We start from the raw sequence: 21,501 nt of genomic DNA, 5'->3' as shown, positions 1-21,501 counted from the left end.
TTAAACATTAACAGGGCCAACTGGTAATACTACTTTGCCGTACACTTCATTCAACACATTGGCAATACCGGTATATATGGCAGATGCACCGCAAATTATACCTTCATATCCAGCCAGGTGCTTTATACTACTATTACCAGTAGCATCACCGGCAACCAGCAGAAAGAATAATATGGTTAACGAAGCAAATACAAACTGTAATGCACGATTTAGTTTCAAGGTTCCAAAAAACAATAATAGCGTGAATATTCCCCAAATGCTTAAATAGGCACACATGGCACCTTCTGATGGTGCTGCGCCCCAACCTAATTTAGGCATCACTATTAAACCTACTAACGACAGCCAAAAGAATCCATAAGAGGTAAAAGCGGTTAAACCAAAAGTATTATTCTTTTTGGCTTCAATTACACCAGCTATTACCTGTGCCAATCCGCCATAAAATATACCCATAGCCAGTATCATAGTGTTCATTTCAAAAAAACCAGCATTGTGAATGTTTAATAATACGGTGGTCATACCAAAGGCGCAAAGGCCCAGAGGAGCAGGGTTGGCAATGCCATCTTTAACAGTTACAGGTGTTGTAGGAATCATAATAGGTTAGATTTTTTAATTGGTTCACTGCAATCTAACTGATTTATAAATATTAAGCAAATTTTTACAACTCAAGGGGTACTTTTGCGTTAAGTATTTACCTATGCAGAAATTAGTATTGATACGTCACGGCGAAAGTGCCTGGAATTTAGAAAACCGCTTTACCGGCTGGGAAGATGTCGACCTTTCGGAAAATGGATATATACAGGCCCGAAATGCAGGCAACATTCTCAAAAAAAATGGCTATAATTTTGATGTTGGCTTTACATCTTTTCTTAAACGATCCATTAAAACCCTGCATTTTATTTTAGAGGAATTAGACCACCTTTGGATACCGGTTGAAAAATCATGGCGATTAAACGAGCGCTTTTATGGTGCTCTACAGGGGATGAATAAAGATGAAGCTATTACTCAATACGGACCGGATCAGGTCCATAAATGGCGCCGCGATCCTAATGAGTATCCACCTGCTATTACCAAAGAGGATCCCCGTTACCCGGGGCACGATCTGCGGTATAAAGGACTCACGGAACGAGAACTACCTCTCACTGAAAACTTAAGCGAAACCATGGATCGTGTTTTGCCTTTCTGGAATGAGCGTATCGTAAAAGCCATGCGACGTAATCAAAAAGTAGTGATCGTTGCCCATGGAAATAGCTTGCGTTCCTTAGTAAAATATATCGATTTATTGAGCGATGAAGAAGTCAGTAATCTCGAAATACCTACTGCTACTCCTTTGGTATATGAGCTTGATGAGGGATTGAACAGGATAAAACACTATTACCTGGAGTAAGGGCCCCCTAACCCCCTAAAGGGGGAATATACTTGGCTAATGCTTTGATAATTCCCCCTTTAACTTATATCATTTTTATACAGCTTCAGCTACAAGTGTTTTTGTTGATGCCAAAGTCACTCCGGTTAGCTGATCAGCAAAAGCAATGAAAGCTTTGCTCTCAGAAATAAGATCCTGGTTATCGATCAGATCTTGCAGATTAACTTTTCCGATAACAAATTTGTAGCTGCCTGAGTAATAACGTTCCTGTATATGCTTAAAGTTTAACGCTTCCACCAGGCTTTCATCATCATATCTCAGGTAAATATTCAATTCAATGTTATTGGTAAAGTTAAGGTCGGTCTTTTCTTTAGCCTTTTTATATTCATACTGGTAGTTATAACGCAGGGCCGCGATATCAGACAATACAGCCGATCCGGTAGGATGGCCACCTGCGCCTTTACCAAAAAAGAATTGTTGATCAGCAAATGCTGCCTGTACGGTTACGCCGTTGTATTCATATTCTACATTGTATAAAAACTCTGTTTCGTTTACAAATTTAGGCAATACAAATAGGGCTACATTTCGCTCGTCCAATTCTTTGGCTACAGGAACCAGTTTTATTTTCAGGTTTTTTTCGCGGGCATATTGCAAATCCTGTGCGCCCAGGTTTTGTATGCCGAAGTTAAATACTTCATCTGGCTGCACAATTACACCGTAAGCATGCGCAGCAGCTATTACCAGCTTGTATTTGGCATCAAAACCACCAACATCACTGGTTGGATCGGTTTCTGCAAAACCAAGGTCTTGTGCCTGTTTTAGGGCGCTGTTATAATCCAGGCCCTCAATAAAGCCTTTGGAAAGTATATAGTTTGATGAACCGTTAAAAATACCGCTTATGGAGTGAAGTAATTCATTGTCATAATACTCCTCCAGGTTACGGATAATAGGGATACTACCACAAACCGCACCTTCATATAATAAAGATGTACCATGTTTATGCTGCAACTCGATCAGTTCTTCCAGATGAAGCGCGATCATTTTCTTGCTGGCCGAAACCACATTTTTACCCGAACTTAAAGCTCTTGATACAATTTCAAAAGCAGCCTCAGTATCATTGATCAGCTCAACAATGGTATTGATCTCCGGATTATTAAGCAATTCATCCCGATCGGTAGTAAATAAATGTGCCGGCAGGGAGCGCTCTTTATGCGGATCCTTGATAGCAAATTTTACAATTTCAATGTTTAAATTTTTGGTTTTAACGATATCATAAAGCCCCTGCCCAACAACTCCAAATCCAAATAATCCGATATTTAACTTTTTACTCATTACGCTGTACGTTGTAATTCTATAATTTTTCCTTTTACATCGGTTTTAAAAAACGATGTGATAATATTTGTTAATGCTTCTGTTTCAATTAAAAATCCATCATGCCCATAAAACGAATCCAATTCAGCAAAAGCTGATTTCGGGATATGCTGGAACAGGTATTGTTGCTCATCAATCGGGAATAATACATCAGAATGAATCCCAATAACCAGAGTACGGGCTTTGATCTGACTTAAGGCTTTTTCAACCCCATGACGACCACGACCCACGTTATGTGAATCCATAGTTTTGGTGAGATACCAATAGCTATATGCGTTAAACCGGTTCACCAGTTTTTGCCCCTGGTAGCTTTGATAAGTCGATGCACGGTAATCATCCGTTTTATCATCGCTTTCCTCTTGTTGGGTTATGGAATAAGTTTTATATCCACGGTAGGAGAGCAGAGCTATACTTCTGGCCGCTTTAAGCCCTTTTTGGCCACCATCTGGCGTATTGGCATAAAAAGTACGGTCGGTAGTAATAGCCAAACGCTGCGACTCATTAAATGCGATACCCCATGGAGAATGACGCGCATTTGTAGCTATCAGGATCAGGTTTTTGATCCGTTCAGGTTCTATAATAGCCCACTCAACTGCCTGTTGACCGCCAAGTGAACCACCTATCAAAATATGTATATTATTGATTTGTAAATGATCAGCGAGTAACTGATGTGCTTTTACGATATCCCTAATAGTAAATTGCGGAAACGCTTGATAATAAGGCTGCCCACTTACCGGGTTTACACTTAGTGGATTGCTTGTACCATAAGGCGAACCCAGGATATTGGCACACACAATAAAATGCTCTTCGGGATTAAAAAGGAACCCGGTACCTACCAAACCTTTCCACCAGTCAAATACATCGGCATTGGCGGTAAGGGCATGACAGATCCAGATCACGTTGTCTTTCGCCTTATTCAGTCTGCCATAGGTATGAAAACCAATTTCCAGATCCTGTATTTCCTGGCCCGATTCGAATTCAAATGCTTCTGTGTACTTAAATATTTCTGTATTCATCCTTTTGTTTTGTTATTCGGGTGGTTTCAAATCTTTGGTTCAGACTTAAAACCATCCCTTATAACTTTACTATATCACTTAAAAAAAACTATACTAACTCTGCGGCAAGCTGCTCTACTTTGGCAAATGCCTGTTCAAAATCGGCCTTGATATCATCAATATGTTCAATGCCTACTGATACCCTTAACGATGTTGGTGTTACACCAGCAGATAACTGTTCTTCGTCAGAAAGCTGCTGATGCGTTGTAGCAGATGGTTGAATGATCAGCGTTTTGGCATCACCCAAATTGGCCAGATGGCTTACCAGTTGAAGGCTGTCGATAAAATGACTTGCCTGTTGTTTATCGCCCTTAATCTCAAATGACAACACCGCTCCAAAACCATTTTTTAAATATTTTTTTGCCAACGCATGATACGGTGACGATTGCAGACCCGGATAACTAACTTTAGCTACCTGCGGATGTTGCTCCAGCCATTTAGCTAATTCCAGCGCATTATCTACATGGCGTTGTACCCGTAATGACAAAGTTTCTAAACCCTGAATATTCAACCAGGCATTAAACGGCGACTGTGAAGGGCCGAAATCACGCAGACCTTCAACACGGGCACGTATAATAAACTGGATGTTACCAAATGGGCCGTCAATACCAAATACATCGGCAAATACCAACCCGTGGTAACCTTCAGATGGTTCTGTAAACTGTGGATATTTACCGTTACCCCAGTTGTAATTACCTCCATCAACTATAACACCTCCAATGCTGGTTCCGTGTCCACCGATCCATTTGGTAGTTGATTCTACCACGATATGTGCACCATGCTCCAATGGGCGAAATAAATAACCTGCGGCGCCAAATGTATTGTCGACAATCAGGGGCAGGTCATGTTTTTTAGCCAATGCTGCTACCTTTTCAAAATCAGCAATGGCAAAACCCGGGTTGCCTACTGTTTCCAGGTAAATGGCTTTGGTTTTATTGTCGATTAAAGCTTCTAGATTTTCAGCAGTATCATCTTTTGCAAAACGAACATCGATACCTAAACGCTTAAAAGCTACTTTAAACTGATTATAGGTTCCGCCGTACAGGAAAGGAGAGGTCACAAAGTTATCACCAGCCTGTAATATATTGTTTAAAGCAATGAATTGTGCCGCCTGCCCCGATGCTGTAGCCAAAGCTGCGACACCGCCTTCTAAAGCCGCTACCCGTTTTTCAAAAACATCGGTAGTGGGGTTCATAAGACGCGTGTAGATGTTCCCAAATTCCTTCAGCGCAAAAAGATTAGCACCATGCTCCGCGTTTTTAAATACGTATGAGGTGGTTTGATAAAGTGGTACAGCGCGTGAACCAGTGGTTGGATCGGCTTCCTGGCCGGCGTGTAATTGAAGGGTTTCGAATTTTAAATTGTTGGCAGACATAGTTGTAAGATTGAAATGTGTTTAATTAATTTTTTGACGATTTGATGGATTTTTAACTTGCCGGTAAATGATCTTTACCAGTTGTTGCAACACGTTTGTTTTTCGGGATCGGAAAAAGAGGACGTGTTAAGTCGATCAGCAGCAGCAACACATACACATATTGCTGATATTTGAGCAAATAGATTGTATGTTACCGTTTGAGGTATTAAAAATGTTGTGCTGACTAAATTTAATTAAACTTTTCATGGTTATAAATTTATATTCCCCGGGGTTATTTTCCGGGACAGGAATTGGCACCTTCTCCAATTTTGGAGGGTTGCCAGCGGGTCATTGAGCCTGATCTCTCGCCGCTTCTTTATAAATCAAAACCCGAACTATCGCGGAGAATTGATCAATGGTATCGCTACCAAATATTGTTGCAAATATAGGGTGATATAATTTAAAAAACCAAATTAAATTTTTCTTTGAGGTAAAAGGTGAAAGGTTAAGGGCAAAAAGTTTTATGTGGATGACCATAAAAAAGCCTTTTACCTTTCGCCCTTCACCTTTATCCTTAACTCAAGGCTTGCTTCAAATCTGCGATTAAATCATCAATATGTTCTAAGCCAACAGATACTCTGAGGAGATTTCTTGGAGTCTTGGTATCAGGCCCTTCCACAGTTGCCCGGTGCTCTATCAGGCTTTCAACTCCTCCCAAACTGGTGGCACGAGTAAATAAGCTGAGTTTATTGATGATGTTATGCGTATCGTTTTCATCACCCTTAACAATAAAGGATAACATGCCGCCAAAAGCCAGCATTTGTTCTTTAGCGATGTCATGTTGCGGATGCGATGGCAAACCGGGATATAGCACCCGCTCAACTTTAGGATGTTGCTCTAAAAACTCAGCCAGCAGTTGAGCGTTTTGTACATGGCCTTTAACCCGATAGGGCAATGTTTTAATACTACGAACGAGGTAATAACAATCAGTTGGAGAGGGGATAGCGCCCCCCATTTCCTGTACCTGGCGTATTTTTTGCCACCACTCGCTTTTTTCGGCAGTAATTAATGCGCCACCCATCAGGTCGCTATGGCCGCCAAAATATTTGGTTGCTGAGTGCATCACGATATCTGCTCCTAATGAAAGCGGCTGCTGGCATATCGGAGTAGCAAAGGTATTATCACAAACCACTCTGATACCTTTGGCTTTGGCAATAGCCACTACCTTTTTGATATCAGTTATTTTAAGCAGCGGATTTGATGGAGTCTCCAACCATATCAATCCTGTTTCTGGCCTGATGTGCTGCTGCAACACCTCTGTATCGTTTACATCGATAAAATCAAAAGTTAAAATGCCGGCAAACAGATTTTTAAGCTGGTTACGTAAGCCATGATACATATCATCGGGCGCTATAATGTGCGTCCCCGCGGGCAGCGACTGGAAAATCGACATGCCCGCAGCATTACCCGATGAAAAAGAAGCCGCATCCACACCATTTTCCAGCTTAGCCAATACATTTTCCAACGACCAGCGGTTAGGGTTTGATGACCGGCTATAGATATGCCCGCCCGGGAAATCACCATCAATACCACGTTCAAAAGTGGTAGATAATATAATAGGCTGTATTACAGCTTTTGACGATTCGTCCTTTTTATTCCCCGCATGGATAGCTATAGTTTCAATCTTCATTTGGCCAAATTAAATAAGATTATTTTTATAAGGTGTAGCGGGGGAAATAATTTTTCCGTAATATTTAAAAACCTGCATCATGAAAACACTTTACTTATCCGCTATCATTATTTTAATTTCAATGGCTGGCTGCAAAAAAGATAACATTGCCAATGAAAGCGACTTTAATAAAAGCTATAACATCTGGTTAAGCTTCAAAAGCAACGCACAAAATTCATATCAATATACCACTAGCTCGGGATCTGTTTTCGGTTATGGATCGGAGACTAAAATCAGTGTAATTAATGGTAAAATTGTTTCACGTGATTTTATTTCGACGCAACTTAGGCGAAACGGCACCAGTCAAAAAGATACCATAAAACAATGGCACGAAGACGCTGACCATATCAATACACATTCTAACGACACAGATGAGTCACTTACTTTAGATGCTGTTTATCAAAAGGCTAAAACCGTTTGGCTTAAGGCTGATAAGAAATCCAACAGCATTTATTTTGAAGCAAAAAACAACGGCATGATATCCAATTGCGGCTATGTTCCAAATGGTTGCCAGGATGATTGTTTTAATGGTATAACCATAGGCGCAATAACCTCTATGCAATTTTAGTGTCATTTACTTCCATCCACTTTGTAATGAATTATCTCATAAAGCATAGTTTTATGCTTTTTAGTACATTTGCGCAAAGTTTTTTTCATGGAAGCTGAAGGTAATTTACAGTTATTATTACAAAATCCGGATCTATCCGCTGATTTAAAGCACATTGCCGAAAAAGTTCTCAACAGTGAACGCATCACCTTTGATGAAGGCGTGATCTTGTACGAGCAGGGCGACCTGGGTTATCTGGGCGTTTTGGCCAACTACATCCGCGAAAAACGGCACGGGCATAAAACCTATTTCAACCGTAATTTTCATATTGAGCCTACTAATTTGTGTGTTTACGACTGCAAATTTTGCTCATACTCACGCCTGCTGAAACAAAAATCAGAAGGCTGGGAGTACACCATGGACGAAATGTTTAACATGGTGACCAAATATGACGGCGAACCGGTAACCGAAGTACATATAGTAGGAGGCGTTTTGCCACAATATGATGTACCTTTTTACCAGGAACTTTTTAGTCGTATCCGCGCCCATCGCCCGGAACTGCATATCAAGGCATTAACCCCGGTTGAGTATCATTATATATTTAAAAAGGCCAAAATTGACTACGCTACGGGCATGCGCCTGATGCAAGAGGCTGGCTTACAATCGATACCCGGTGGTGGTGCCGAAATTTTCCATCCTGAAGTACGTGACCTGATATCTAAAGATAAATGTACCGGCGATCAATGGCTGGCTATTCATGAAGAATGGCACAAACTGGGTGGCCGCTCCAACGCTACCATGTTATATGGCCATATCGAAAAATTCTGGCATCGGGTTGATCATATGGAGCGCCTGCGCCAGTTACAAGATAAAACAGGAGGTTTCCAAACATTTATCCCGTTAAAATTCCGCAACCAGGATAACCAGATGTCGCACGTACCAGAGTCAACGGTGGTTGAGGACCTGCGCAATTATGCCGTGGCACGTATCTACCTGGATAATTTTGATCATATTAAGGCTTATTGGGCCATGATCAGTCGTACTACAGCGCAATTATCATTGAACTTTGGGGTTGATGATATTGATGGCACACTGGATGATACCACCAAAATATACTCCATGGCTGGTGCTGAAGAACAGCACCCGGGCATGAGCACCAAACAATTGGTTGAGCTGATCAAAAATGTAGGACGGCAGCCTATTGAGCGCGATACTTTATATAATGTGGTAACCGATTTTACTAATTTTGAATTCCCAGAAACTGAACCCAAACCGCAGTATTACAAGTTGCCGGTAATTAACTAGATAAAAAGCTTAAAGCAGAAGGCTAAAAGCCGAAAGCAATATAAAACAAGCGATAAAGCTTTAGGCCTTCGGGTTTAGCTTTCAGCTTAAAAATGAATGATACAAAAAACCTTATATATAGTTCGCCACGGCCAAACAGAGCTTAATAGACTAGGCGTTGTACAGGGCCGGGGAATGGATACCGATTTAAATGACGAAGGCCGCACACAAGCGTCTCAATTTTATGAAGCTTACAAAAGTGTACCTTTTGATAAAATATACATATCGGCATTGAAGCGTACCCAGCAAAGTATTCAGCCTTTTATCGATTTGGGTATACCGTATCAGAAATTATCAGGTTTAGACGAACTGGCCTGGGGAATACATGAGGGGCAACCTGCAACTGCGCAAAACAAAGCCGCTTTTTTACAAATTATGCGCGACTGGTTAGATGGCCGCCTAGACAGCAAATTTGAAGGTGGTGAAAGTCCGAATGAGGTAGAAATACGCGAGCGCGAAGCGCTTAATGTAATCATGAGCCATCCCGAGGAAAAAACCGTATTGATATGTATGCACGGCCGGGCTATGCGTTTGTTGCTTTGCATCCTAAGCGGAAAATCCCTTACCGAAATGGATACCTTTCCGCATCAAAACCTGGTTCTATACAAAGTAATATATGACGGCGAAAAATTTGAGATCGTCGATTTTAACAACTCCGAACATTTAAAACAATCCTGAAAGAGAGCGTTTCTGTGAATAAAATAAGAATATCAGCTGTAAGCTACACTAACACCAAACCCTTTATATACGGCATCCAACATAGTGGAATATTAGATAAAATTGAATTGAGCCTGGATATGCCGTCAGACTGCGCTCAAAAACTAATTGATGATGTGGTTGACATCGGACTGATCCCGGTAGCAGCCACCCTGAATTTGCCGCATTGGGAAATAGTATCCGAGTACTGTATTGGTGCTGTTGGCGCTGTAAATTCGGTATTTATTTTCAGTAATTGTGATGTTAAGGCCATCAAATATCTGCAGCTTGATCCGCAATCACGTTCATCCAATAACCTGGCCAGAGTTTTATTAAAAAACTATTGGAAGGTAACACCTGAATTGATTAAAGATGCTGCCGACTACAGCGAATCGACAGAAGCCAATACCGCCTTTGTACAAATTGGCGACCGTACTTTTGGCAAAAAGGAGAAATATAAATATGCCTATGACCTTGCCGAAGAATGGCAAAACTTCACCGGCTTACCATTTATGTTTGCAGGCTGGATAGCTAATAAGCCTATTCCACAAGATTTTATGGAAGAGTTTAACGCCGCCCTGAAATATGGTCTTGACCATCGTGCAGAACTTTTTGAAGAATTACCTATGCGTGAGGATTTTGACATCCAGGATTACCTGATGCACAAAATTGACTTTGATCTTACCGACGGAAAAAAGAAAGCGCTTTATATGTTTTTAGATTATATAAAGGCATTGTAACTATCATTACCAACATATTCTTTCTATTGTAGAGACGCATCAGATGTATCTCTTTTTGTTTACACATTTTTAATATTTTAAAACCTTCTGAGGTAAAATACATTGGTTATATTGAAACCATTAAATCAATGAATCAATGAACCCATCATTAAAAGGACAAGCGGCCCTGGTTACGGGCGCCGATAGCGGTATTGGTAAAGGAGTAGCACTGGCACTGGCAGCCGCGGGTGCAAAGCTGGTTATTAACTATGCTCACAATCACGATGCCGCTGAAGCCACGGTGGCTGAAATAAAAGCAGCAGGCGGTGAAGCATTTGCCGTGCAGGCCGATGTAAGTCACGAAGCCGAAGTAAAGGAAATGTTTGCACAAATGTTCGCGCAATATAGCACCATTGATATTTTGGTAAACAATGCCGGTTTACAAAAGGATTCAAAATTTGTAGATATGACCCTGGATGATTGGAATACGGTAATCAGTATTAACCTTACCGGGCAATTTTTATGCTCACGTGAGGCAGCCAAAGAGTTCATACGCAGGGGAGTGGTTGAAGACCGGAGCCGTGCAGCCGGTAAGATCATTTGCATGAGTAGTGTGCATGAGGTAATCCCTTGGGGAGGTCATGTTAACTACGCAGCGAGCAAAGGCGGAATCAGCATGTTTATGAAAAGTATAGCCCAGGAACTCGCACCACACAAAATCAGGGTAGTAGGTATAGGGCCAGGCGCTATACAAACACCTATTAATAAAGCGGCCTGGGATACACCCGAGGCATTAGATAAACTACTCACGCTCATACCATATAGCCGTATAGGTCAGCCCGAAGACATTGGCAAGCTTGCCGCCTGGCTGGCATCAGACGACGCAGATTACATCACCGGCACCACCATTTTTATGGATGGAGGTATGACTTTGTATCCTGGTTTCGCGGATAATGGTTAAATTGAGGTTAAAGTAATTTGAAAAATCGGTTTAGCTAATCCCAAACCGATTTTTTTATGCATTTTTAAATTTACATATTGTAAATTATACACTAAGTAAGTTGTAAAAATTTAAATTTTTCATCTTAAAAGTCATATAATTATAAAATATTCATAAAAGTTAAATTTTATTTGTGACATTACTAATCTTAGCATACTTTTGTTATGGATTTAAAATTTAAACGAACATGAAAAAGATATTTTTAACAACAGCAATTGCCGCTTTATTAAGCGTTAATGTATTTGCCGCTGACGGCGTAAAAAAAGTAGTAGATGGTGGAACAAATGTTTCATACATCGCTTTACACGGTTTCACAGTTGATTTTGCTGATGCAAAAGATGTAAACTGGACTGTAACTAAAAATTGCCAGAAAGCTACCTTCACTATCGATGGTGTTAAGAAAACTGCTTTCTATAACCTGAATGGTGAGTTTTTAGGTGTAACTCAACGTGTTGACGCTAAAGCTATCCCTGCTAAAACTTTAAAACAAATTGCTAAAGATTACAAAGGTTACGAAATAGGTGAGGTTATCGTTTACCAGGCTAATACCGACCTGAACGACAACATCGATCCAACTTCATACTTTGTTGATCTTAAAAACGACAACCATGAAGTATTGGTAAGAATCACTCAACAAGCTAACCTGGAGTTTTTCCAACAAGTAAGATAATTCTAAATAGTTTTCGTAAAAAGCCATCCTGATACTTCAGGATGGCTTTTTTTATGTCACAAACCTGTTATCTTACCATTCATTGTAACTATTAAGCAAACAAATCAGGGCTTTCTGGCTTTATTAATCTGTACAGTTTATTAATATAATTCGCAGATATGCCCAAGACTATCATTGTATCCAACCGGTTACCTATCAAAATTTCAAAAGCGGATGACGAGTATGTTTTATCGTCAAGTGAAGGGGGGTTAGCAACCGGTTTAGGTTCAATATATAAACAAGATAATAATGTATGGATAGGCTGGCCCGGTATCGAGATTACCGAGCAGCAGGATAAAGACCACGTTTCCCATCAGTTAAAAGAGCTAAGTCTTATACCCGTTTTCCTTGATCAGGAAGAGATCAATCAATATTATGAAGGGTTCTCGAACGAGGTTTTATGGCCAGTTTTTCATTATTATGCTTCCACTTACGCTAATTACAAACAATCCAACTGGGATTACTATCGAACTGTAAATCAAAAATTTAGAGATATCATCTTAAGTGTTGCCGAACCTGGTGACATCATCTGGATCCATGATTACCAGCTATTACTTTTACCCGCCTTGGTAAGGAGCGAACTACCAGATGTTTCTATTGGCTTTTTCCTACATATCCCGTTTCCTTCGCACGAAATGTTCCGATTGATACCCTGGCGATCTGAACTACTGGAAGGCATGCTCGGTGCCGACCTCATCGGCTTTCACACTTTTGATGATGTACGGCATTTTTTAGGGGCAACTTCCCGTATTTTACCCGTGAATACTTCATCAAACATCATTACCATGGATGAACGTTCTATTGTGGTAGAATCGTTTCCCATGGGAATAGACGAGCAAAAGTATGCTACTTTACCACTGCAGGATGATGTCAAAGAACAGATTGAACTGATTAAAAATAATTTCAAAGACACCAAACTCATCCTTTCTATCGATCGCCTGGACTACAGTAAAGGTATATTACAGCGACTACAGGCTTTTGAGTTAATGCTGGAACTTTGTCCCGAGTGTATTGAAAAAATAACCTTCTACATGATTGTGGTACCTTCAAGAGATACCGTTCCGCAATACGCTCATCTGCGCGAAGAAATTGATAAAAGGGTAGGGAATATCAACTCCATATACCGCACCATGGATTGGACGCCAATTCATTATTATTACAGATCGTTCCCGATTGAAACACTATCTGCCCTATATCATACTGCCGATGTATGCCTGGTAACTCCCATGCGCGATGGTATGAACCTGGTAAGTAAAGAATATGTGGCCAGTCGCATAAATAACGATGGAGTATTGATATTAAGTGAAATGGCTGGTTCATCTAAAGAACTAATTGATGCTATCATCGTGAACCCTAACAATACCGGCGAAGTTTGCAGGGCGATATTAGAAGCCCTTAGTATGCCGCTGGAAGAGCAGCAAAAACGAATGGTACCCATGCGGCAGCTGGTGTCTAAATTTAACATTTCTCATTGGGTCAAAATTTTCTTTGATCGTTTAAAAGAGGTTAAGCTCATGCAACGCTCCATGCAGGCCCGGCACGTAAGTTTTGCTACAGAACAATCTATCATCAACCGGTATATAAAAACAAAGAAAAGGATCATCTTTTTAGATTATGATGGTACTTTGGTAAGCTTTAAATCGAACATTGATCAGGCTAGCCCCGACGAAGAGCTATATAACATCATTAACAAGCTTTCTGAAGACCCGGCCAACCAGGTGGTATTGATTAGCGGCCGCAAGCATGAAAACCTGGATGCCTGGTTTAAACATTTGGACATATACCTGATTGCCGAACATGGTTCCTGGTTTAAAAGACCGGAAACCCACTGGCATAAGATATCGGGCCTGAGCGATCAATGGAAGCATGATATTTACCCTATCCTGGAAACTTATGTAGACCGCACTCCGGGCTCCTTTATTGAAGAAAAAACCTATTCACTGGTTTGGCACTACCGCAAGGCACAAAATGGCTTAGGCGAGCTTAGAGCAAGTGAATTGATGAATAACCTGAAATACCTGGCCAGCGATAAAGGCTTACAACTGTTAGCCGGCGATAAGGTACTGGAAGTAAAGAACATGGATATCAACAAAGGTAAAGCCGCTTTAAGCCTGACAGAGGGTAAAGACTACGATTTTATTATTGCCTTTGGCGACGACTACACCGACGAAGATATATTTAAAGCCCTGCCCGAAACCGCTATTACCATTAAGGTAGGCAGCAATTTATCAGCCGCTAAATTTTATCTCCGCAACCCAACAGAGGTACGTAAATTACTCACCAGCTTTACTCAACATACTACAGTTGAGGTTAATTGATTCTTGATTTAGTGAATTATTGAATTAGTGATTAAAAACTTACATGGCTAATTCAATAATTCACTAAATCAATAATTATAAAAATACCGGCCGATCCAGCTTGATAGCTATGCGATAGGCGGCATTCATCAGACCAACGTGACTGTAGGCCTGCGGGAAATTACCCCATTGACTGCCGTCCTGCTCATCAACATCCTCACTAAACAATAGCAGGTGATTGGAATATTGCAGCAGATTGGCAAACTCCCGCTGTGCGTCATCCAGACGACCAACACTTGCCAAAGCTTCTACATACCAAAAGGCGCATATCAGGAAAGTGGTTTTAGGCTTTCCAAAATCATCAGTATATAAATACCTGTAAAATAACCCATTAGGCGTCCTTAACTCTTTTTCCAGTGCAAGTAAGTGATCTTTTGCCTTTTGCGATTCAGGGTCAAGATAATTCATCATGATCAGTTGCAGCGTACTGGCATCCAGATTGGAACTGCCAGCCGAATTAGTATACACTTTTCTCACTGGGTCATAGCAACTTTCGATATGCGCAGCAGCCCGCTCTTTCAATTCGATAGCCTTATCAATGAGCTCTTTATTGTCGATAGTGCGAGCCATTTTCTCGGCAGCGGATGCTCCGGCCCATTGGAACAGGTTGCTGTAACAGTGAATGTTAGCCATATTCCGAAACTCCCAGATCCCGGCATCTTTTTCATCAATGGTACGGTCAATTTTATTCAATAAGGACTCTATCCAGCGTACAGAGTCCTTCCGTTCTGAGAAAACAAAACGATGATCAGTGTACAGCGGGAGCAGGGAGATCATTACCTGTCCGTAAATATCATTCTGAATATGCTCATAAGCCTGGTTACCAATACGTACGGGTTGATTACCCATATAACCCTCCAAATCGGTCAGGATCTCCTCCACAAGGTTTCTTTTACCAGTTATGCCATAAAGCGGTTGATAGCGTTCATCTTCAGAAAAAGAAATATCCGTGACATAGCTAAAATACTTCTCCATTTCCTCAAAATGCCCAATATGATTCAGCGCCGTAATCACATAATAAGTATCGCGGAGCCAGCAGTACCTATAATCCCAGTTACGGCCACTTCCCGGCGATTCGGGCAAACTGGTGGTACTTGCCGCTATAATGGCTCCTGTATCCTCAAACTGGTGTATTTTCAAAGCCAAGCCTGAGCGAATCACAAAGGGCTGATAGTACGTAGCGATAGAGGAGTGCTTGATCCACGTGCGCCAGTATTGAACAGTTTCTGCCAAAAATCGGTCGGCAGTGGATATCAGTGCAGCCTCCAGCGGTTCACCATAAGTTAAGGCCAGGTATTTAGTTTCATTCAATACAAAAGCCTGCTCATCAAATACATAACTAATGGGTATATTGGTAGTAAGCCGTATATTTTCTTCACCACCAAGGTATTGTATGTGGTTACTTCCACGGTTCACCGTTAGTTTTACCGCGCCATATTCCGATACCGGCTCACACTTCACAATTACCCTTGGTGAGCCCTCTATGGCTTCAATTTTCCTGATCAGCATCAGAGGTTTGTAGTAGCGTTGATGCTGATAAAACCTGGGCGCAAAATCAGTTATACGGTATTTACCACCACTTTTAGGACTTATCTCGGTTATCAGCACATTGGTATTTTCCAGGTAGTGCTGTACCGAAGTATATTCACCTTCCGGACGGATGGAAAACTCGCCGCCTTTGGTTTTATCCAGTAATCCGCCAAAGATAAACGTACTGTCGAACTTGGGCCAGCAAAGCCAGTCGACATTGGTATTTTTATTAATATGGGCCAAAAAGGCGCAATTTCCAATTATTCCGGTATCATAGGTGTGTCTGCTCATTCAGTTTTGTGCTTAGTCAATAGGTTCAACAATATTTGCCGCGTAATGTTGAGGCAAAATTTCAAAGCGTAAATCCAGCCGAATTAATAATTGATTTTAATTTTGAAGCCCGATTATAAAATTCAAACAACAGAGTAGGGGAACCAGACTTTTTAAACCCCAATTTTAACACTTTTCCGATCGAAAATGGGGCAAAAACAGATCAAAAACTGCTGAAAACTTATTCAAAACCATTGATTTTAACACTTTTTAACAAATTATCGATGGGTTTTGAAAAGTTTAAAAAGTATTAAATTATTGACATTCAAATAACTACATACAAAACGGTAGGTTTTTGGTCTATTTTATTCCTTTAACCAAACGGCCCTGCTTACGTTTTTCAAAGTAAGCAGGGCCGTTGTTTGTTATATATAAATATACAAAATATTTATGGCCTTTGCAATTAACCACCCGTATATTTCAACTTATCTTGCGAGGCCGACATCACACATTATTTCTGAATCTGGCGTTTTTCAGCATCCTTTATTGGGTATGGCATAAATCACATTGCCTGAAACAGATAAATTGAAGCCATGATTTTCTATAGCAGGAAGTAACAGCTTTTCCCATGTTTTGCCCATGTCCGCCGACCGGAATATACCATCTGAGCGACCACATATTAAATATTTACCCACTTGTTTGATGGATGAAATATTTAATGGAGATTGAAGTAAACCTATTTTTTTCATTAATAAACTACTCCAGGAAGGCTGAAGTTCTTCACCTATTGCATTCCAGGTTTTTCCATTATCTAGTGAAATGTGTATGCTGTTTGTTTGGGTTATGGCGTTGTTTACTATAGCAGCAAACCCTCCATCTATACGTTCTACAGCGATGCCGGCACCCCCTTCACTAATCACACGATCCCAGTTTTCACCATCATCGGTCGACCTTAATATTCCCTGTGTGCTGGCAGCCAGGAGTACACCGTTTAACTCTACCATCTTCATTACCCAACCGCTAACATGCACATATTTCCAGGTTTTGCCACTGTTAGTGGATTTAAAAAGGGCGTTATTGGAGCCGATGAAAACTGTGCCCCCCGTAGTTTCAAAAACGCTGCATACTTGTTTCTCTTTATAATTCTTGTACATCCAATCTACCGTTTTGTTAATGCGTACGGCTTGCTCCTGAAAACTGGTGTACATGGGCAACCAATCACTCTTTCCATTTATTTTTTGTAAAAACTGCCCCCTGAAATTATATGCAAATATCCCATTCCTGGCAGGGGCAATCTCACGCTGCCCATCAGGCACAACCTCTTTTGTCCAAAAGGAAGTTGTGGAATTGGGTTCATTGTGATAAACCCCATTGCCGGCACGTAAATAGAGCCCTCGGTCATTTGCAAATAAACCATGGCTCCATACACCTTCTCTGTGCAGATTTTCGGGCAACCCTTCGCTAATGTCCCGCCATGTTTGTCCGCCATCGGCAGACCTCAAAACGATAGCTACAGGCGCTGATTTAGTTTTTTCTATTGCTTTTTTCACCGCTTTCTTTTCTTTCAGTACAAAAGAATTCAGTAGAAATAATACCACCAGGGTAGCCGGAACAAATACCAATAATCTTTTCATTTTTTTAATTTTCATTAGAGTAAATTGTTTTTTAAAGGAGATGAAGCTATCATGAGCTGTTTTTACTCGTTCTGGTTTGTGAACCTTTGGCTCATGATGGTTTCATATCCTTTTAATTTGATTCAGCAAATCTACTTTGATGTTTTTCGGCTGGAGGAATTTGGATTGTAAATAAAATTGTAAACTTTGTAAATAAAATATTGACACTATGCACCTTAGCCAAAATCTCCTCTCCGGGAAACGCAAGTATCTACTCGCACTGATACCACTGGCGTTTATCTCTGTAATCTGCGTGGCTTTCAGTATCACCGGCAGTAACGATTTTGATATGGCAAGAAGAGAGATTTTGCTCCGCAGGATCGGACATGAGCTGCTCTTACAATCGGGCGATAGTAAATCAAGGGTGCTTCCGGTAAAAAAGATTGCAGAAAATGAATACCAGATCAGATTTGAAAATGATCTGACTTTTCAACCAGACTCCCTGGTGAATACTACCCGGCGTGTGCTGACCAAAAACCCGCTCGCAGGTGATTATGTTGTTAATGTTCTGAACTGCGGCAACTCCAGTGTAGCCTATGGATACGCTATCTCCCAAAATAAAAAAGATGATATAGTGGCATGCCTGGGAAGAACGCAGCCCAGAGGATGTTACATGATCAACATTAAGTTTAAACCGGCAGGCATAATTACAGTAAAAAACGGATATCTCCTGGGCAGCCTGCCATTTTTAGCATTTATTGGTTTTATTTTTATGAGATCTGTTAAGCCACGAAGAACCTTACCTAAAGGTCAGGATACCGGCACGTTCACTTTAGGCTCGGCTTTGTTCGACGCGGAAAATCGTAAGCTCATCATCAATGGAAAGATGATAGACTTAACCGGAACGGAAACCCGTGTATTGCGCATTTTCGCGTTGTCGCCTAACGAGCCTGTAGAGCGAAGCCGGCTGCAAAAAGAGATATGGGAAGATGAAGGTGTTATTGTGGGGCGTAGTTTGGATATGTTCATATCAAAACTCAGAAAAAAACTGGAATTTGATCCCAATATTAATATTATTGTTATACGCGGCAAAGGATATAAGCTTACAATCAACTCTTAAAACTTTATCATGAATTCCTATTAGCGCTGGAGTTGGGGAGAGGAATACCAGGCATTGCGATGACAGGGTGAGCTGCTTACACCTGAAATGTACCTCATCACCAATCTATAACTCGGCTCATCACATTATTCTGTAAATTTTCACCAGTTTACACTTTTTACATTTTGATTTATCAAACAATGTATAGTAACTTAGTAGTCATTTATTCTTTATAAATAAAACAACATAATCATGAGTTTACGATTAGGCGATAAAGCCCCAAATTTTCAGGCAAAAACATCAGCAGGTGAAATTGATTTTTACGAATATCTTGGCGACAGCTGGGGCGTGCTTTTTTCGCATCCCGGCGATTATACCCCGGTTTGTACTACCGAATTGGGTAAAACAGCCGCTTTGAAGGACGAATTCAGCAAACGTAATGTAAAAGTATTGGCACTAAGTGTTGACTCGGTAGAATCACATAACGGTTGGATAGGGGATATCAACGAAACACAAGGCGTAGAAGTAAACTTCCCGATTATTGCTGATGAGGATCGCAAAATTTCCGAAGCTTATGATATGATCCACCCGAATGCTTCTGTTAACGCCACGGTAAGGTCGTTATTCATTATCGGTCCGGATAAAGCGGTTAAGCTCATTATTACTTATCCTGCATCAACAGGTCGTAATTTCCAGGAAATTCTGCGGGTGATTGATTCCTTACAATTAACAGCCAATTATGGAGTAGCAACACCAGCAGATTGGAAGGACGGAGAAGACGTGGTAGTGGTGCCTGCTATAAAAACAGAAGATATCCCGGCCAAATTTCCAAAGGGTTATAAAGCTATAAAACCCTATTTAAGGATAACCCCACAACCAAATAAATAATTTTATTTGGTTTATCAATAATTTTATATATTTGGTAAAGATGGGTTTATCTATTCCTTCTGATTATTAAAACCGTTTTATTTTCAGTTTGGCTTTAGTTATTAATCTTATATACGAATTTTTTTTTAATACGATAATTATAATTATGAAAACTGGAAAAGTAAAATGGTTTAACACACAAAAAGGTTATGGCTTCATCGTTACCGAGGATGGTAAAGATCTTTTTGTCCACTTTAAAGATGTACAAGGCGGCGTAAACGCCATTAAAGATAATGACGACGTAACTTACGAAGTGGAAGAAGGCAGAAAAGGACTACAGGCTGTAAACGTAAAAAAAGCATAGTTTAACCAAAATTCTTAAAAAAAGACCTCTGCATACACAGGGGTTTTTTTGTGTTTAAATTTTTGATTTTATATAATTCTGCTACTTTAGCCGTTCAAATGCCTATATAAAACTTATGACATCTACTACAACTACCACTGCCAGGGCTACCCGGAATATGATTTTCCTGGTTCTTGTTGCCTCACTTGGCTATTTCGTTGATATTTATGACCTGGTTCTATTTTCCATCGTGAGGATTGATAGTTTACGTGGAATAGGCATTTCCGAGGCTGATATACGGCCACAAGGGGTTTATATCATCAATATGCAAATGTTTGGCTTGCTCCTGGGTGGTATTATCTGGGGTGTTATCGGCGACAAATTCGGGCGGATAAAAGTTTTATTCGGATCGATACTGTTGTATTCTATAGCCAATTTTGCCAACGGACTGGTACATGATATCAATACCTATGCTATAGTACGTTTAATAGCAGGCATAGGGCTTGCCGGCGAATTAGGCGCGGGTATTACTCTGGTAACCGAAACCCTGAGTAAAGAAAAACGTGGTTATGGCACTATGATGGTTGCTGTAATTGGTCTTTTTGGAGCCGTAGCCGCTGCCACAGTTGCCAAATACGGCTGGCGCAATGCTTACTTTGTTGGTGGTGGCTTAGGCATTGTATTATTATTGTTACGTTTGGGTACGTTTGAATCGGGCATGTACAAAAACGTAGCCCAGAGTGAGGTATCTAAAGGAAATTTATTGATGCTGTTTAACAACGGCAAAAGGTTCAGAAAATATTTGTACTGTATTTTAATTGGTGCCCCGCTTTGGTATGTTGTAGGTATACTCATAACCCAGGCCAAAGAGTTTGGAGCGGCATTAGGTTCAAAAGAGGTATTAACCGCGGGTTCTGGTATTTTATACAGCTATGTAGGTATAGCAGTTGGCGACTTGTTTGCCGGTTTACTGGCCCAAATTACCAAATCAAGAAAGCTAACGATGGCTGTATTTCTGGTGTTATCCTTAGTGAGCGTTACTGCTTATCTGAGTTGTAAAGGCATTACATCGTCGCAATTTATCTGGCTGAGCTTTTTTATGGGCTGTACCGTTGGTTATTGGGCAACGTTTGTTACCATAGCCGCCGAGCAGTTTGGTACCAATATACGATCAACAGTGACCACAACCGTTCCTAACTTTGTGCGGGGCTCTTTAATTCCTATCAACTGGGCATTTGATGCATTGGTAAAACATAACGGAATGATCACCAGCGGTTACATTATGATGGGTATATTAACGCTGATCTCCCTGCTTTCTTTAAGTCAGCTAAAGGAAACTTTTGGAAAGGACCTGGATTATGCGGAGATCAGTTAATTATTGAATTAGTGATTTAGTGAATTAGTGATTGGACAGCTTGAATTTTGCAGTTCAATAAATCGGTAATTCAATAATTCACTATAACCAATAGTTTACTAATTTTACCATTATTGCAATTCAATAATTCACTAAATCACTAATTCAATAATTAATCCCC

Annotated in this window: 19 protein-coding genes and 1 riboswitch; of the genes, 12 read left to right on the top strand and 7 right to left on the bottom strand. The window is 40.6% G+C overall.

Going from position 1 to position 21,501, the window contains the following annotated elements:
• A complete protein-coding gene (locus G7092_RS03905) occupies window positions 1–591 on the bottom strand; it encodes an acetate uptake transporter (RefSeq protein ID WP_166086384.1) in 591 nt (196 codons plus the stop codon).
• A 103-nt stretch (window positions 592–694) separates the two neighbouring features.
• On the opposite strand from G7092_RS03905, the gene gpmA reads away from it, so the two are divergent.
• Window positions 695–1,384: a 2,3-diphosphoglycerate-dependent phosphoglycerate mutase gene (gpmA, locus tag G7092_RS03900; RefSeq protein ID WP_166086382.1), complete on the top strand. Its 690-nt coding sequence runs from the start codon at window positions 695–697 to the stop codon at window positions 1,382–1,384.
• A gap of 75 nt (window positions 1,385–1,459) precedes the next feature.
• Here gpmA and G7092_RS03895 read toward each other — a convergent pair whose 3' ends face one another.
• The 4 genes from G7092_RS03895 to G7092_RS03880 form a co-directional block, all read right to left on the bottom strand.
• Window positions 1,460–2,695 carry a homoserine dehydrogenase gene (locus G7092_RS03895; protein ID WP_166086380.1) on the bottom strand — a complete coding sequence of 412 codons (1,236 nt, stop codon included), beginning with the start codon at window positions 2,693–2,695 and terminating at the stop codon, window positions 1,460–1,462.
• Window positions 2,695–3,750, bottom strand: a complete 1,056-nt coding sequence (locus G7092_RS03890) for a homoserine O-acetyltransferase family protein (RefSeq protein WP_166086378.1) — start codon at window positions 3,748–3,750, stop codon at window positions 2,695–2,697. Before G7092_RS03890 ends, G7092_RS03895 begins: the two co-directional genes overlap by 1 nt.
• A gap of 88 nt (window positions 3,751–3,838) precedes the next feature.
• Window positions 3,839–5,164: an O-acetylhomoserine aminocarboxypropyltransferase/cysteine synthase family protein gene (locus G7092_RS03885; protein ID WP_166086376.1), complete on the bottom strand. Its 1,326-nt coding sequence runs from the start codon at window positions 5,162–5,164 to the stop codon at window positions 3,839–3,841.
• A 253-nt stretch (window positions 5,165–5,417) separates the two neighbouring features.
• Window positions 5,418–5,528, bottom strand: a riboswitch (SAM riboswitch).
• Between the two features lie 189 nt (window positions 5,529–5,717).
• A complete protein-coding gene (locus G7092_RS03880) occupies window positions 5,718–6,833 on the bottom strand; it encodes a trans-sulfuration enzyme family protein (protein ID WP_166086374.1) in 1,116 nt (371 codons plus the stop codon).
• A 79-nt stretch (window positions 6,834–6,912) separates the two neighbouring features.
• Here G7092_RS03880 and G7092_RS03875 point away from each other — a divergent pair, with 79 nt between their 5' ends.
• The 7 genes from G7092_RS03875 to G7092_RS03845 all read left to right on the top strand — a co-directional run bounded on the left by G7092_RS03875 (window position 6,913) and on the right by G7092_RS03845 (window position 14,205).
• Window positions 6,913–7,440 carry a hypothetical protein gene (locus tag G7092_RS03875; RefSeq protein WP_166086371.1) on the top strand — a complete coding sequence of 176 codons (528 nt, stop codon included), beginning with the start codon at window positions 6,913–6,915 and terminating at the stop codon, window positions 7,438–7,440.
• Window positions 7,441–7,527: 87 nt separating this feature from the next.
• Window positions 7,528–8,724: an aminofutalosine synthase MqnE gene (gene mqnE, locus G7092_RS03870; protein ID WP_166086368.1), complete on the top strand. Its 1,197-nt coding sequence runs from the start codon at window positions 7,528–7,530 to the stop codon at window positions 8,722–8,724.
• A 96-nt stretch (window positions 8,725–8,820) separates the two neighbouring features.
• Window positions 8,821–9,441, top strand: a complete 621-nt coding sequence (locus G7092_RS03865) for a histidine phosphatase family protein (protein WP_166086365.1) — start codon at window positions 8,821–8,823, stop codon at window positions 9,439–9,441.
• Between the two features lie 14 nt (window positions 9,442–9,455).
• Window positions 9,456–10,199, top strand: a complete 744-nt coding sequence (locus tag G7092_RS03860; RefSeq protein ID WP_166086363.1) for a menaquinone biosynthetic enzyme MqnA/MqnD family protein — start codon at window positions 9,456–9,458, stop codon at window positions 10,197–10,199.
• A gap of 136 nt (window positions 10,200–10,335) precedes the next feature.
• Window positions 10,336–11,139: an SDR family oxidoreductase gene (locus tag G7092_RS03855; RefSeq protein ID WP_166086361.1), complete on the top strand. Its 804-nt coding sequence runs from the start codon at window positions 10,336–10,338 to the stop codon at window positions 11,137–11,139.
• 226 nt (window positions 11,140–11,365) lie between these two features.
• A complete protein-coding gene (locus G7092_RS03850; RefSeq protein WP_166086359.1) occupies window positions 11,366–11,848 on the top strand; it encodes a hypothetical protein in 483 nt (160 codons plus the stop codon).
• Between the two features lie 158 nt (window positions 11,849–12,006).
• The gene (locus tag G7092_RS03845) at window positions 12,007–14,205 is read left to right on the top strand and encodes a bifunctional alpha,alpha-trehalose-phosphate synthase (UDP-forming)/trehalose-phosphatase (protein ID WP_166086356.1); all 2,199 of its coding nucleotides are present in this window, start codon (window positions 12,007–12,009) and stop codon (window positions 14,203–14,205) included.
• Between the two features lie 75 nt (window positions 14,206–14,280).
• On the opposite strand, the gene G7092_RS03840 is transcribed toward G7092_RS03845, so the two are convergent.
• A complete protein-coding gene (locus tag G7092_RS03840) occupies window positions 14,281–16,065 on the bottom strand; it encodes a glycoside hydrolase family 15 protein (protein WP_166086354.1) in 1,785 nt (594 codons plus the stop codon).
• A gap of 512 nt (window positions 16,066–16,577) precedes the next feature.
• Window positions 16,578–17,693, bottom strand: a complete 1,116-nt coding sequence (locus tag G7092_RS03835; protein WP_166086352.1) for a sialidase family protein — start codon at window positions 17,691–17,693, stop codon at window positions 16,578–16,580.
• A gap of 193 nt (window positions 17,694–17,886) precedes the next feature.
• On the opposite strand from G7092_RS03835, the gene G7092_RS03830 reads away from it, so the two are divergent.
• The 4 genes from G7092_RS03830 (at window position 17,887) to G7092_RS03815 (ending at window position 21,341) form a co-directional block, all read left to right on the top strand.
• Complete coding sequence (locus G7092_RS03830; protein WP_166086350.1) at window positions 17,887–18,777, top strand: winged helix-turn-helix domain-containing protein; 891 nt, start codon at window positions 17,887–17,889, stop codon at window positions 18,775–18,777.
• Between the two features lie 231 nt (window positions 18,778–19,008).
• Window positions 19,009–19,644: a peroxiredoxin gene (locus G7092_RS03825; RefSeq protein WP_166086348.1), complete on the top strand. Its 636-nt coding sequence runs from the start codon at window positions 19,009–19,011 to the stop codon at window positions 19,642–19,644.
• Between the two features lie 145 nt (window positions 19,645–19,789).
• Window positions 19,790–19,987: a cold-shock protein gene (locus G7092_RS03820; RefSeq protein ID WP_076372898.1), complete on the top strand. Its 198-nt coding sequence runs from the start codon at window positions 19,790–19,792 to the stop codon at window positions 19,985–19,987.
• Window positions 19,988–20,102: 115 nt separating this feature from the next.
• A complete protein-coding gene (locus tag G7092_RS03815; RefSeq protein ID WP_166086346.1) occupies window positions 20,103–21,341 on the top strand; it encodes an MFS transporter in 1,239 nt (412 codons plus the stop codon).
• Window positions 21,342–21,501 lie beyond the last annotated feature (160 nt).

The organism is Mucilaginibacter inviolabilis (assembly GCF_011089895.1).
GTDB lineage: Bacteria > Bacteroidota > Bacteroidia > Sphingobacteriales > Sphingobacteriaceae > Mucilaginibacter > Mucilaginibacter inviolabilis.
This window is presented reverse-complemented; position numbering and strand designations above follow the sequence as displayed.

What these genes read in the sequence shown, in the direction of transcription:
- G7092_RS03835 (WP_166086352.1), bottom strand. Translation starts at nt 17,693, where the DNA reads ATGAAAATTAAAAAAATGAAAAGATTATTGGTATTTGTTCCGGCTACC.
- G7092_RS03895 (WP_166086380.1), bottom strand. Translation starts at nt 2,695, where the DNA reads ATGAGTAAAAAGTTAAATATCGGATTATTTGGATTTGGAGTTGTTGGG.
- G7092_RS03850 (WP_166086359.1), top strand. Translation starts at nt 11,366, where the DNA reads ATGAAAAAGATATTTTTAACAACAGCAATTGCCGCTTTATTAAGCGTT.
- G7092_RS03880 (WP_166086374.1), bottom strand. Translation starts at nt 6,833, where the DNA reads ATGAAGATTGAAACTATAGCTATCCATGCGGGGAATAAAAAGGACGAA.
- G7092_RS03890 (WP_166086378.1), bottom strand. Translation starts at nt 3,750, where the DNA reads ATGAATACAGAAATATTTAAGTACACAGAAGCATTTGAATTCGAATCG.
- G7092_RS03885 (WP_166086376.1), bottom strand. Translation starts at nt 5,164, where the DNA reads ATGTCTGCCAACAATTTAAAATTCGAAACCCTTCAATTACACGCCGGC.
- G7092_RS03830 (WP_166086350.1), top strand. Translation starts at nt 17,887, where the DNA reads ATGCACCTTAGCCAAAATCTCCTCTCCGGGAAACGCAAGTATCTACTC.
- G7092_RS03875 (WP_166086371.1), top strand. Translation starts at nt 6,913, where the DNA reads ATGAAAACACTTTACTTATCCGCTATCATTATTTTAATTTCAATGGCT.
- G7092_RS03865 (WP_166086365.1), top strand. Translation starts at nt 8,821, where the DNA reads ATGATACAAAAAACCTTATATATAGTTCGCCACGGCCAAACAGAGCTT.
- G7092_RS03855 (WP_166086361.1), top strand. Translation starts at nt 10,336, where the DNA reads ATGAACCCATCATTAAAAGGACAAGCGGCCCTGGTTACGGGCGCCGAT.
- G7092_RS03905 (WP_166086384.1), bottom strand. Translation starts at nt 591, where the DNA reads ATGATTCCTACAACACCTGTAACTGTTAAAGATGGCATTGCCAACCCT.
- G7092_RS03820 (WP_076372898.1), top strand. Translation starts at nt 19,790, where the DNA reads ATGAAAACTGGAAAAGTAAAATGGTTTAACACACAAAAAGGTTATGGC.
- G7092_RS03845 (WP_166086356.1), top strand. Translation starts at nt 12,007, where the DNA reads ATGCCCAAGACTATCATTGTATCCAACCGGTTACCTATCAAAATTTCA.
- G7092_RS03815 (WP_166086346.1), top strand. Translation starts at nt 20,103, where the DNA reads ATGACATCTACTACAACTACCACTGCCAGGGCTACCCGGAATATGATT.
- gpmA (WP_166086382.1), top strand. Translation starts at nt 695, where the DNA reads ATGCAGAAATTAGTATTGATACGTCACGGCGAAAGTGCCTGGAATTTA.
- G7092_RS03825 (WP_166086348.1), top strand. Translation starts at nt 19,009, where the DNA reads ATGAGTTTACGATTAGGCGATAAAGCCCCAAATTTTCAGGCAAAAACA.
- mqnE (WP_166086368.1), top strand. Translation starts at nt 7,528, where the DNA reads ATGGAAGCTGAAGGTAATTTACAGTTATTATTACAAAATCCGGATCTA.
- G7092_RS03840 (WP_166086354.1), bottom strand. Translation starts at nt 16,065, where the DNA reads ATGAGCAGACACACCTATGATACCGGAATAATTGGAAATTGCGCCTTT.